12 protein-coding genes are annotated in these 13,467 nt (G+C 30.3%); 2 read left to right on the top strand and 10 right to left on the bottom strand.

The genetic code is table 11. The annotated features are described in order from the left end of the window. Positions 1-36 precede the first annotated feature (36 nt). Positions 37-1,098, bottom strand: coding sequence for an IS30 family transposase (locus ACWJJT_RS12100; RefSeq protein WP_462954875.1), 1,062 nt, complete (start codon positions 1,096-1,098; stop codon positions 37-39). Between the two features lie 262 nt (positions 1,099-1,360). Between ACWJJT_RS12100 and ACWJJT_RS12095 the strand changes: the two genes are divergently transcribed. Then, positions 1,361-2,536 (top strand): class I SAM-dependent rRNA methyltransferase, encoded by a 1,176-nt coding sequence (locus tag ACWJJT_RS12095; protein WP_462954874.1) that lies wholly within the window; start codon positions 1,361-1,363, stop codon positions 2,534-2,536. Between the two features lie 161 nt (positions 2,537-2,697). On the opposite strand, the gene ACWJJT_RS12090 is transcribed toward ACWJJT_RS12095, so the two are convergent. The 9 genes from ACWJJT_RS12090 to ACWJJT_RS12050 all read right to left on the bottom strand — a co-directional run bounded on the left by ACWJJT_RS12090 (position 2,698) and on the right by ACWJJT_RS12050 (position 12,121). Continuing rightward, positions 2,698-3,747 carry a TolB-like translocation protein gene (locus ACWJJT_RS12090; RefSeq protein ID WP_462954346.1) on the bottom strand — a complete coding sequence of 350 codons (1,050 nt, stop codon included), beginning with the start codon at positions 3,745-3,747 and terminating at the stop codon, positions 2,698-2,700. Between the two features lie 36 nt (positions 3,748-3,783). After that, on the bottom strand, positions 3,784-4,488 hold the full coding sequence (locus tag ACWJJT_RS12085) for a 2-phosphosulfolactate phosphatase family protein (RefSeq protein ID WP_220286273.1): 705 nt from the start codon (positions 4,486-4,488) through the stop codon (positions 3,784-3,786). Positions 4,489-4,577: 89 nt separating this feature from the next. Further along, complete coding sequence (locus ACWJJT_RS12080) at positions 4,578-5,087, bottom strand: VanZ family protein (RefSeq protein WP_462952668.1); 510 nt, start codon at positions 5,085-5,087, stop codon at positions 4,578-4,580. 193 nt (positions 5,088-5,280) lie between these two features. After that, complete coding sequence (locus ACWJJT_RS12075; RefSeq protein ID WP_462954873.1) at positions 5,281-6,186, bottom strand: PhzF family phenazine biosynthesis protein; 906 nt, start codon at positions 6,184-6,186, stop codon at positions 5,281-5,283. 60 nt (positions 6,187-6,246) lie between these two features. Beyond that, entirely contained in the window at positions 6,247-7,242 is a 996-nt protein-coding gene (locus tag ACWJJT_RS12070) for a CPBP family intramembrane glutamic endopeptidase (protein WP_462954872.1), read from the bottom strand. A 400-nt stretch (positions 7,243-7,642) separates the two neighbouring features. After that, a complete protein-coding gene (locus tag ACWJJT_RS12065) occupies positions 7,643-8,590 on the bottom strand; it encodes a PucR family transcriptional regulator (protein WP_462954871.1) in 948 nt (315 codons plus the stop codon). 13 nt (positions 8,591-8,603) lie between these two features. Next, the gene (locus tag ACWJJT_RS12060; protein WP_462954870.1) at positions 8,604-9,713 is read right to left on the bottom strand and encodes an ABC transporter ATP-binding protein; all 1,110 of its coding nucleotides are present in this window, start codon (positions 9,711-9,713) and stop codon (positions 8,604-8,606) included. Positions 9,714-9,990: 277 nt separating this feature from the next. Next, positions 9,991-10,920 carry a tRNA modification radical SAM protein MnmL/YtqA gene (gene mnmL / locus ACWJJT_RS12055; RefSeq protein WP_462954869.1) on the bottom strand — a complete coding sequence of 310 codons (930 nt, stop codon included), beginning with the start codon at positions 10,918-10,920 and terminating at the stop codon, positions 9,991-9,993. Positions 10,921-11,044: 124 nt separating this feature from the next. Then, positions 11,045-12,121 (bottom strand): hypothetical protein, encoded by a 1,077-nt coding sequence (locus ACWJJT_RS12050; RefSeq protein ID WP_462954868.1) that lies wholly within the window; start codon positions 12,119-12,121, stop codon positions 11,045-11,047. A gap of 247 nt (positions 12,122-12,368) precedes the next feature. Here ACWJJT_RS12050 and ACWJJT_RS12045 point away from each other — a divergent pair, with 247 nt between their 5' ends. Beyond that, complete coding sequence (locus ACWJJT_RS12045; RefSeq protein ID WP_462954867.1) at positions 12,369-13,442, top strand: YkvI family membrane protein; 1,074 nt, start codon at positions 12,369-12,371, stop codon at positions 13,440-13,442. The last annotated feature ends 25 nt before the right edge of the window (positions 13,443-13,467 follow it).

Here is a 13,467-nt window from a genome sequence, read left to right as displayed (position 1 = left end):
TATAAAATGTCCGAAATTTTCACGAAAAATATAATGTTAAGTTGTAATGGTTTTCTGTTCCATCATATTGGCAGATAAACCGTTGAAAATCCTTCTTGGATAATTGTTGATCCAGTGCTGTATTTGCATAATTTGTTTTTTAGAGAATGCTGAAATATCCACACCTTTTGGGATAAATCGTCGTATCATTTTATTGATATTTTCGTTTGTGCCTCGCTCCCATGAACTATATGGGTGAGCATAATACACTTTAGTTCTCTTTCGTTTATTTCTTACTGAGTTCTCAATACCCTCGAAATCAAGGTTCTCACAGCCGTTATCACAGGTGATTGTTTTAAATGTTTTTGAGAATAACATTCCCATTTTACGCTCCAATTTGTCCAATTCTTTCACGACAGCCGCCTGTGATTTAGATGGTATTTTAAAGACTAACTCCTTACGAGTTACTCTTTCACTTAACACCATTAAGACAGTTTTTGTACCCTGTTTGCCAACTACAGTGTCCATTTCCCAATGGCCTATCTCATCACGTGCAGCTACCGCTGCAGGTCTCTCCGATATGCTAGTTCCTTTGGTATTGTTATACGCTGATCTTATTTTTTTATAGTTTCTCTTTTTAGCATTCTTTTTAACAGGCAGATCTTTGTTACTTATATTTAAAAACAAATTATTATCCAAATAGTTATACACAGTTTTGAAGCAAATAGTTGTTTCAAATTGTAGATTTTTATTTGTGATATTTTGAATAGCTGCATACGGAGATTCGCCATCTATACCAATAGCTTTTTCTAAGTACCTCACCAATTTGTGATCTTTTCCTATTTTTAATGCAGGACCTTTAGCGGCACCTTGTTTGTCATGCTCTGACTGCCCAATTTCTGCGCTATATTCCATTCGAGTGGTTAAGTCACTATTCAATAGTTCTACAATTCCTTTAGCAATTTCACGCCTTATTGTACGTTCTGAGCGCCCACCTATTTGCTCCGCAATACGAGTTGAATTAAGTCCCATTTTGTGTAAAGCTTCTAACTTTATGCGTTCCTCGTATGTTATGTGTTTACCTTTTCTGCTCTGTGTGATAAAATCTAATTGACTCATTTGAAATCCTCCCGTATATGTTGGTTTAGTCACTTAACATTATACAAGAGTATTTCTCTTGAGTCTTTATTTTTTTGTTACTCTTCGGTCATTTCATTATACAACTTACCGGATCTTATATTACAAATTAATTCAGTGTGGTATACTACTATAGATAAATAGCTTAATATTTTATTAAAGATTGTTTTAACTATAAAAAATATAAGAGACATAATAATTATAAATTGTTATGTCTCCTTAAATAACACAGGAGGAATTTAAAATGGCTTGCAAATTTTACTTATATAAAGGTAAAGGCAGAAATTCAGAAAATGGACACCTTTGGATATATGCAAATGAAATCGAAAACTTTGATGGTGAATATGAAAATGGAGATATAATTGAGGTGTACAATTTTAGACAGGAGTTTATAGGGAAAGGTTTCATAAATGACGTTTCTAAAATTGCCATAAGAATAATGACAAGAGATATTCACGAAGAAATAGATGAAGAGTTTTTCAGAAAAAAACTTGCCGCTGCATGGAAATATAGACAAACCGTTATAGATACTTCTAGCTGTAGATTCTTGTTTGGAGAAGCAGATTTTGTACCTGGAATGATTATAGATAAGTATGAAGACTATTATGTTATTCAATCTTTAGCACTAGGAATCGACAAATATAAAGATATAGTTGTTAAGTTACTAATGCAGGAATACAGTGCAAAGGGTGTCTATGAAAGAAGTGACGCTAGAGTTCGCGAGCTTGAAGGAATGGAGAAAACAACAGGATTCTTAACCGAACCCTTCGATACCGATATAGAAATTATTGAAAATGGAGTTAAGTATTATGTAGATATTGCAAATGGTCAAAAAACCGGATTTTTCCTAGATCAAAAGGAAAACAGAGCAGCTATCCACAGATTATGCAAAGATGCTGATGTTTTGGATTGTTTTACCCACACAGGTTCCTTTGCGCTTAATGCAGGTATAGCTGGGGCTAAAAGTGTACTTGGAGTAGATATTTCTGAATATGCAGTAGATTGTTGCAGAAAAAATGCAGCGCTTAACGGACTTTCAGGTACTGTTAAATTTGAATGCCATAATGCCTTTGATGTATTAAGAGAATGGTCAAGAGAAAAAAGACAATATGACGTAGTAATACTTGATCCCCCAGCCTTTTCAAAGTCACGTTCTACTATAGACGGCGCAACACGCGGATATAAGGAAATTAACCTACGTGGTATTAAATTGGTTAAACCGGGCGGATATTTTGTAACTTGCTCTTGCTCTCATTTTATGTACCCTGATATATTTAGAGATACAATAGCCGATGCAGCATTAGATGCTAAAAGAACACTTAGACAAGTTGAGTTTAGAACTCAAGCATCAGACCATCCAATACTATGGAATTCTGATGAATCCTACTACTTGAAATTCTACATATTCCAAGTAGTTTAAAAAAATAAGAGTTTGCCCTATGAACTTTCTCCTGTGTGGCTTGCAATATGAGCTTGAAACATGAAATTTCATTAAGAAATTCTAATCTTTTCTGCTCTTCTTATTGCAAAGCACCCTGGTGCAAGGCACCCTGGTGCAAGGTCACTATGGAGAAATCCATACTAATATTTAATATTCATATCAAAAATAAAACTTGAAACTTTAGGATTAAATATGTTTTTTAACTCTTTGGAATTTATATTATAACTAAATATAGCCGTTGGATAGCAGAGTATTTCACTTATCATTACTTCTTTGCTATTTTTAGGCACTCCTGTAAAATATACAAGGCTGTCATCTTTGGACATTTCTACTAAAGCAGGATATGCAATTTTACTTACAATTGAATTGTTATCATTCGCTAAAGTGCTATCTGTTAATATAGTAGTTAAATGCCCTGTATCTAAAGACAACTCATATATACCAACCCCAGGATTTTCATTTATATCAGAACCACCGATAAGAACCTTTTTATAATTAGAATTATATGAAAGCGAATCTACTAGTGAAGCTTTTATCGTAGCAATTTTGCTTAATTTATTTCCATTTGAATTTACTTTAAAAATAGTATGAATCAATGGTTTTAGTTGTCCTTCATTTTTTTTCCAACTATTTAATCTTAAGCTATTCGAACAGGTTGATATAAGCAAATTATTATGTTTAATGCTAAAAGTATCTACTTCTCTATCTGAATCAGTATTGTCAATTATGTCATATGATTTTGTTTCAATTTTTATTTTAGCAACCTTAACTATTCCATGAGGAGCATTTAAAAAAAATATTGAATTATCATCCGAAACTCTGGGATGAGCTTTTCCAGACTTATTATCTGTAACTTGGAAATTTTTATTATCCTTTAAATTATGCAAATAAATTTGCCAAGGATCATAATCATTTAAAGCATCTACATAGACTATTTTAGAACTATCCTTATATAAATCACCAGTAATACATACCTGTCTATCAGTTATAAGATATTTCTCAATTTTACTTTTAACATCCAACGATAATATACTACCTTTATTATCCATGGAAAAAGCAGATATAATTAGTTTATCTTGTGATGATTCACATGGCTCATTTTTTTTAGCAGTAATTTTATTGATTAGAATATATCCAACTAACATAACTACCAATAAACTAAAAATCACAATTTTATAACTATTTTTCACCAACCAATTGCCCCCTAAATTCTTGATAACATTTTCTTAAACTATAATCCCATCCTTATATTCTGGAACAATATCTATAATATCTTTTTTGCAACAGTATTCTAAATCTGCTTCTAATCCTAACTGTGTGATCCTTTTATAATGACTTGCATATTTTATAAAACCATGAATATCTTCATTATTCTTATAAATATAATGTGAAGTTACAGCAATATCCGAAAGTTCTACTTCTATTTCTTTTAACACACAATCAATTATGTACCCACTGCATAAAAAATCATCTATAGAAAATTCACCGTAAGTTCCAGCATTGACTATTACTACATCATTATTTAAAGATACTATTCTATTTGCAGTAGCCTTAGCATTAATCATTGCCCCTATTAAGATGTTGCTTGCACCCACGCAGCCTTTTATAGCTTTAGTACCATTAGTTGTAGTCATAACAAGAGTTTTGCCTTCTATAGTGTCTCTAGTGTATTCTAATGGAGAATTTGAATAGTGAAATCCTTCTATTTTCAATGCGTTCCTCTCTCCACCAAGCATAAACTCTTCTTTGCTATTTCTCACAATCTCAGCTGCCGCGTCAACTGTTAAAACAGGAATTACGCCTTTGCATCCGTTGTTCATCGCAGTAGTTATTACACTAGTTGCCCTAAGCATATCTATTACTACCACTGTTTTATTTGCTATTTTCTCTTTTTTTATATCATCCGCAGAAATTATTATATCTATTTTCATATGTTTTTCCTCCCCTAATAATTCTTTTTGTCTTATGTGTCGCTAATATAATTATAGTACATATTACTATTTTATATAACAGTTTAGGATTATATAACTAATAGTGCTAACAATATAACCACACAAATTGTCCCGATTAATGCAATAATATTAAGAATTTTATTTGTTTTAAAATCTGTTTTGAATAATCTACGAAGAACAAGATAAATTACAATTCCAATAATTCCTCCAAGAGTATTTCCTATAAGGTCAGTTATATCAGTCGCACCTATTTCAAATATAAACTGCAATACCTCATAGAATAAACTCACACTTGCTATCGGAGCAACTTTTTTTAAGAAGGACCAGTTGCTTTTCAACATACTAACGTAAAGTCCAAAAGGAATAAATACAATTATGTTTTTATATATTTCTGAAAATTCAATCTTGTTATTCACTATTACCGATTCATGAAATGGAATTAAGTTAATGCCATGGAAACGGTCTAATTCCTGAATTGAAAATTGCATTTTAAATACTATAATCCAAGTTAATATGAGCAAATACACTATCAATAAGCAAGTTGTTAATAACTCTTGTTTCGTTCTTTTATTTTCCATTTATAACCTCCGTAACGTTTTTTATAAAGATTATTATTTATATTCCAGTGAATTATATCGCTTTTTTACATAACATTATTTTTCTTAATTGATACATACTTTTAAACAAACTTGAAGCAACCGCTATAAATATATCACCATTGTTTCCCATGCAATTATATGCTTTTATAATCACAAGTTCTATCTCAATAACTTAGATATTACTTACAATAAAATCACCTTTAATTATTACTTTACCTGTACCTCCAACTCTCACCATAATATCATCATTCTCTCTATAGGCATATATATCAATTGCACACGGAACTTTTACTATATATCCCTGTTCAGCTTTTATTGATATACTTCTTCTATCAGTATAATGATTCTTTAACAAATACGCACCTAATGCTGCATTTCCAATGCCGCATGCCGCATCTTCAATCCCCTCTCTTGGGCATATATTTCTTGTATGGATATTAAATGAGTCATCTTTAGTTTCAAAACAAAACACTTGCACCTCTCTTACACCAATAAAATTACATAGATCTTTTAATTGACTTATGTTCCTTTTAACATTCATTAATCCATCTAAAGATTTTATTGGTACAACTAAGTGGCCTAATCCAGTATTTATACATTGTAGTGGTAAATTATCCATTATGTCATCATCATTAATTCCTAAAACTTTAGCTATTTTATGCTTTTCCTCAATAATTACTCCAAATTCAACAGTTTCTTGTTTCAATTTAACAACCATGTCATTATACTGCTCTTCAATATTAACTTCTTTTATTCCATCTTTTGTCTTGATTAAATATTTTTCTTTTATTATTGGACTTAATTTTCCTGCTTTTTCAAGTGCAATAAATGCAGCTACTGTAGGGTGACCTGCAATTTTGACTTCATTATCTGGCGTAAAATATCTAATATCAAAATCTATTCCATCTTCATCACTTTCGGTAATATACACCGTTTCGACTAAATTAAGTTGACGAGCAATATTTTGCATAACATAATCTTCTAACCCACCTTGATGAATAAATACAGCTGCGGCATTCCCACCTCGTCCATTATATGTAAAGCTATTTATGACGCAAAATTTTTTTATTACATCCATTTATGTTTTACCCCCCTACTCTTAATCAACTTAATGTTTTAGAATACCTAGATTTAATCGTTATTCCTCACTCATCTTACCCTTATACTCTTTAGTAAATAGAAATGGTAGGAATACAATAGCACAAAATATTAAACCTAATACTAAATATTTTGATGTTATTACTGTGTCATAGGCACTACTCTCATTAATAATCATACTATTATTAATTAAATGAATAATTATAACTGACCAAAGGTTTCTAGTTTTCATATAGACAAACCCAAGGAAAATACCAAGAAGAATACAATAGAAAATATGAGATATTACACAGTAAATAGGGGTTGATGGGCTATATAACATAAAGCAAAGTGGTAAATGCCATATTCCCCATATAAATCCTAATATAATAACGCCAAGTTTTTTACCAAATAAAACTTGAAGTTTTGGCTGTAAGTATTCTCTCCATCCCAGTTCTTCTCCAAAAAATATTATAAAAGATGAAACAACACCAATTGGTACAATAATAGTAAGTAAAGCAATACGCATCATAGTCTTTTTTAGTATTTCAGATAAATTACCATCAACAAGTCCACCAAACATAACTATAATTAATTTAAGTACAATATACAATAAACCTAATAGTATAACAGTCTTAAAGTTCTTTTTAAAAACCATACTAATTTTTTCAAAACGATTATCTTTGTTAATCATTATTATAGTAAAAGCAAATATACTAGCTATAATTACTAGTGTATTTATAACACTTGATACATGTCCCGGAAAAGCAAAAACTCCAACAACTAAAATAATGATACATAAAACACTAAAAATAATATAGAACGTAAAGAAATCCATCAATCCCTTAGAAATACTATTTTTTTCATAATAAATTCTTATCCCAATAGCCGCTAACGCAGGATAAATCATCTGTACTATAGCAAATGCTTGGACACCACTCGCATCAATATGTTTACAAACAAAAAACATTATTAGACCCATACCAAATGTAATTGAAAAAGTAGCTAATAAGAATGCTAATATTTCATTTTTAATTTTAGTCAAATTTGTGTCCATAAAATCTCCCCCTTCAATAAACTATTTTTAAATAATTAGCTTTTATTCCCACCAAACCGCTACAAACATTATACCACTATTTACCATAGCAAAAAAAAGAAAACTTCAGTGGAGTATAAATCTCCTTCTGAAGTCTTTATATGATAATTTAATCTTTCTTTTAAAACTTATAATTACAGCGCTTTTGCTCTTTTTGAGATAAGCTCTTTTTTCTTAGAAAATGCTAACAAAAGTATATATTACGCAGAATGCGTTTGAACAAGCCTTAGTAATTCACAATTTATTTTATTTTAGCATATGCAAATAAAATAAATTTTAGAATTACTTAGCGATGTGAACGCATTCCAGTAATATGTACTTTTCGTTATAGCATACTCTAAGAAAAAAAATTCCCCATACCTTATTCCTTATTTTCCTTCCATATTAAAAAGGCTATAAGAAATACAGATGCATCTTTAAAGTTCCTAATATCAAAATTTGTTTCTTTCTTAATCTTATCCAATCTATAGATCAAGGTATTCCTATGAACATATAGTTTCCTAGCAGCTTCACTAATATTAAGACCACAATTTACAAATTGCTCAATAGTTGCTATCATTTCACTATCGAAAGCATCAAATTTGTCTTTTAACATATATAAAAACTCCTGCTTAATTTTTATGTCTATGTTATAGACAATTTTCTCGAACAACATTTTATTATAACTAAATATATGATCTTTTATATCAAATTTTTTCCCTAGCTGCATACATTGAACAGCATCATTATAAGATTTTTTAAACTCGTTTATATCATAAGCCCTATCTCCATAACTTAGATAACATTTACAATACAAATCTGATGATATGGATTCCTTTATACTTTCTGTATGTTCTTCTATTTCAGCAAATTCACCAATTACGATAATACTATCATTATATATTAAACTTACAACTGGTTCTTTATCATATATTTGTTTTATTATGTTGAGAGATTCATAATTACTTCCATCTGAACTTATTAATATGATATAACACCCATTTTTGAGAAAAGGTAAGTTGTAATTAATATTATCAATAGAAATTTCTCTATTTTCTAAAATATCAATAACTGCTTGTTCTTTAGTTAAAAAATGCTGAGTATATTTATTTTCAATAACATATTTAAGTAAGAATGTACAATTTTCATACTTCTTCTCTAAACTTATTATGCCTTTAACACGTCCAAGCATAATAGTAAAGTTAGTTATATTTGAATTTTCAATATTTGAGTCACTAATATATAAAGCAATCCCATCTTCGGTAACTATATCAAATGGTATATTTGAAGAGTGACTTAAATCCTTCAGGAATTCAGTAAAATTGTACATAGTACGTTTCCCCCTATATTATCGTGTTCTCCGTTTCTTTATCAAATATATGAATTTTATTAGTATCTAAAGCAATCTTAATTTTTTCTCCAACTATAGCTTTGGACGATCCATTTACTCTAGCTACAATACTTGTATTTCCCTTTGACAAATAAATATTAGTCTCCGCACCCATAAGCTCCGTAACGTCAACTTTGGCTTCTATAACTGAATTTTTATTTTTTTCAATAAAGTCAATACCGTCATCAATATCTTCTGGTCTAATTCCCATTATAACGATTTTGCCTATATAGTCTTTCTCTTTTACAGATTCTGCCTTATCCTTCGGTAATATTATAGTTTCATTATCGAAAGAAAGCACAACTTCACCATCTTTTTCTAAAACCTTAGCTTCCATAAAGTTCATTTGAGGACTTCCTATAAATCCAGCAACAAACATATTAACTGGATGTTCATATATGTTATGAGGACTATCTACTTGTTGCACTAATCCATCTTTCATTACAACTATTCTTGTCCCCATAGTCATAGCTTCTGTTTGATCATGCGTTACGTATACAAAAGTTGTTTGAAGTTTATGATGGAGTTTTGCTATTTCTGTTCTCATTTGAACTCTAAGTTTAGCATCTAAATTCGATAGTGGCTCGTCCATTAAGAATACTTTTGGACTCCTTACTATAGCTCGTCCAAGCGCTACTCTTTGCCTTTGTCCACCTGATAATGCCTTTGGTTTTCTATCAAGCAAATGTTCTATATCAAGGGTTTTAGCTACATCAGTAACCTTTTGTTTTATTTGATCCTTTGGCATTTTTCTTAATTTTAATCCAAATGCCATGTTATCATATACAGTCATATGAGGGTATAATGCATAGTTTTGGAAAACCATTGCTATATCTCTATCTTTGGGTGCCACATCATTTACTAATTTATCTCCAATATATATTTCCCCTTGTGATATCTCTTCAAGACCTGCTATCATTCTCAAAGTTGTTGATTTACCACAGCCAGATGGTCCTACAAAAACTATAAATTCTTTATCTTCTATTTCAAGATTAAAATCTTTAACCGCAGTTACATTTCCAGTATAAACCTTGTATATGTGTCTTAATGATAAATTTGACATAATATATACCCCCCTATATGTTTCTATATGTATATATTAAACCTTTAATAGTTATTTATCTATTTGCAAAACACACAAAAATTGTAAAGTTAATTTGTAGAAAGACACAACTGACCCCTTTATTAAATCATCACCTGCGGTGCTGCAACATCTTCACAGAAGATACATTGACGACTTCAGAAGGAGATTTATACTCCCACTGAAGTTCCTCTTTGTTATTGTATGTAACTCCCACTCATAAAAGTGGGAGACTTTCATTCTGAAATGTCGTCAAAACCTAATTCTTAAAATTTTCCCCTTGATATAAATCTAATTCCTTTAATCTGTTATCTATTCCATTTAAAACTTCCCATTTTTTCAAACTCCACATAGGACCTATTAGTAACTCCCTTGGTGCGTCGCCTGTTAATCTATGAATAACCATATTAGGTGGAAGCATAGTAATTGACGTACAAATTATATCTATATACTCATCTTGCTGCAAAAACTTCAGCTTTTCTTGTTTGTAAAGGCTAACCATAGGGGTATCTTCCATAAGATGAAGTAGATGCATTTTTATACCCTTTATATTTTTATGTGCTACGTAGTCTATTGTTTTTAGCATGTCCTTCCTACTCTCTCCAGGAAGTCCAAAAATGGTATGCACCACCACATCAATGTTTCTCTTATTAAGCTCACTTAGAGCCTCCTCAAATCTCACTAATTTATATCCCCGATTAATAATTTTTGCGCTTTCATCACTACTAGTTTGCAGCCCTAGTTCTACCCATGTGTATACTCTATTAGAATATTCCTCTATAAGATCCAATACCGCATCGTCTAAACAATCAGGCCTTGTAGCTATAGCAAGAGCCACCACTCCTTCTTGTGATACTGCCTCCTCATATTTTTCTCTTAATACATCGATATTTGCATAAGTATTTGTATAAGCCTGAAAATAAGCAATGTATTTTCCTGTTTTCCATTTTTTATTCATCATAACCTTTATATCTTCAAATTGCTTTGTAATAGAAAAATCCCTATTCCCAGCAAAATCTCCTGAGCCCCTTTCGCTACAAAATAAACACCCTCCACTACTAATAGTCCCATCTCTATTTGGACAAGAAAATCCAGCATCCAAAGCAATTTTAAAAACCTTATTACCAAACTTGTTCCTTAAAAAATAATTTAAACTTTGATATCTTTTGTCACTCCATATTTTCTGCACTAATATCATCCTTTCTTTATTTAAAGACCATTTAAATAAACTAACTAGTCGTAAGATTAGTTAGCTATTTGAAGATTCAAGCCCTATATCGATTATACCTTATAGTCTATAAACAGTGCATTATTTATAATTTATCTACGGTAAAAGTCTTTAAATCAAGTTTCCATTTACCAATTATATCTGCTTCCGAACTGTTAACATTTGGTTTAGGCATTACTTCATAAGTCATAGTATCCTCACCAAAAGAAGAAAATACTATTTGAACTTTTTCTATAGGATAGTCTTTTTCAAAATTAACAGGAATCATCTCTCCATTATCTACTTTATAAACCCTAATGTATTTGCCCGTTTTTTCCTTATTATACTGTACAATCAAAAATTTTTCATCTAAGGAGAATGTCATAAATTCTACTTTACAATCAATCAATAAATCTATTGAAATTAATTCCTTTCCAATTGGTTTTTCCTTGGCTATTTCAACTGATCCTCCACCTTGCGGGGATTCCTCAGTTGGATTTGTAGCACTTCCCTGAACTGCTAGAGATTGATCAATGTTAACAATACCAATAAATGAGTTTTTGTTATAAGTACTAACTGCAAGTTTATCTCCTTCATAACTGAAATTTATGGAGCTAAATTCTTTTGTAGGCACCACTACTTTATATAATCGTGCTCCATCATCTTTAGAATATACATATTTAGGCAACCCCGCTTTATCAATAATTAAATTGGTTTTTACATTTTTTTTATCTCTAAATCTAATGCCCATGTCCTCCACAAAAGCTTCATTTTGTGGTGTATTGGTTATTTCGCTTATTTTATATTCAGCCCCATCTTTAATAATTCTGATAGAATATTCATCAAGGCATGACTGAGAGCTATCTATCGATGTTCTTGTAACTCTAACCTTAAAAACCCCATTTCTACCAACTTCATTGCTTTCTGTAACTTTATAACCTTTTATCTTCATATTACTAATTGGCATATTAGAAACTTTTTCAGATAATTCCTTACTATATAGTTTTTTACCATTTTCATAATCTTCCTTCATTATGAAATTCATATAACTCTCAACTACATTAGTTGCAGTTTTAATTTCAAAAGCATTAACTTTTGGCTTTTCTTTATTCTCTTTTTTAGAACATGATGTAAAAGACAAAATACAACACGCTATTAATAAACAACTTAAAATTTTTTTCAATATTTCCACTCCCTTTAATCCAATTTTAATTTAATTATGGAAATTATAATTACCTTTATACTTAAGATTTATAAAATCAAATTCATTATGCTAATTATAGTTTCCCTCTAAATAAATTTTTAATTTATAAAATCATCATTTATTATTAAAATCATTATTTATTATTAAACAATGCACATATATTTAGAAAGACAAGCATCTTATTTAAGTATGACTATTAATTTAATAATTTTGTGGGGGAGATTTTTTGAAAAAAACAATTGGTCAAATATTTCAAATTTCAGCTGTATTTATCGGAACAATAGTTGGTGCAGGCCTTGCTTCCGGTCAGGAAATAACTCAATTTTTCAGCACTTATGGGTATATGAGCTTCTGGGGAATTCTCATATGTGGCTTAATCTATATTTTAATAAGTTCTATTATAATTTCTATTAGCCTAAAACATAAATTAAGCTCCTATACTGAGCTTATAACCCTTATAAGCCCAGGTTTTTTTGGTGTAATTACAGATGTTTTTACAAGTTTTTTCTTAATTAGTGGAGCATCCATAATATTAGCTGGAAGTGGTGCGCTTCTTCATCAATATTTCGGTGTTTCAAAATGGGTAGGAATTTTACTTATGTCTGTAATCTCTTTATATACTTTACTTAAAGATACCAAAGGATTAATAACAATAAATTCCTTTATAGTACCTGCTCTTACTACAATCATTGTAACTATATTTGTTTTGTATTTAGTATTCTACAAAGATATAGTAAGCGCTTCCTATATAAGACAAATCCCCTCTTATAAAACCCAAATTGTCCCTGTCCAATGGTTTTTTTCAGCCGTGCTCTATGCCAGTTATAACATGCTATCCTGTAGTGGTGTTCTAGTCCCAATAAGCCAAGAAATAAAACATAAACGTACTCTTATTCCCGGAGTTATAATAGGCGCTATAGTTTTAACCATATTATGTTATTTTGTTAATGTGATGCTTTTATTAAACATTCCTCAAATTTTTAAATATGAAATTCCACTTCTATATATTACAAACCGTTTTGGCATACTAATGCAGATTCTTCTGCTTTGTGTAATTTTTTGTGAAATGTTTTCAACTGAAGTTTCTAATATATATAGCGTAGGCAAGACCCTTGAGAAAAAGTTTAATATTTCTTATAAAAAAGCGGTCATATTAATACTTATCATATCCTTGCCTATTTCTCAAATTGGCTTTAAAAATTTAATTAAAGTCCTTTATCCTGGCTTCGGTGCAATAAGCTTTATTTTTTTGATTCAATGTATTCTATTTTATAGAAAAACTTCAAAAAAACATAATTGACATTATATATATTGAGCTGTACAGT

It is taken from the genome of Clostridium sp. CM041, from assembly GCF_055081035.1.
The sequence above is the reverse complement of the archived record's forward strand: the minus strand, read 5'-3'. Positions and strand labels throughout refer to the sequence as shown.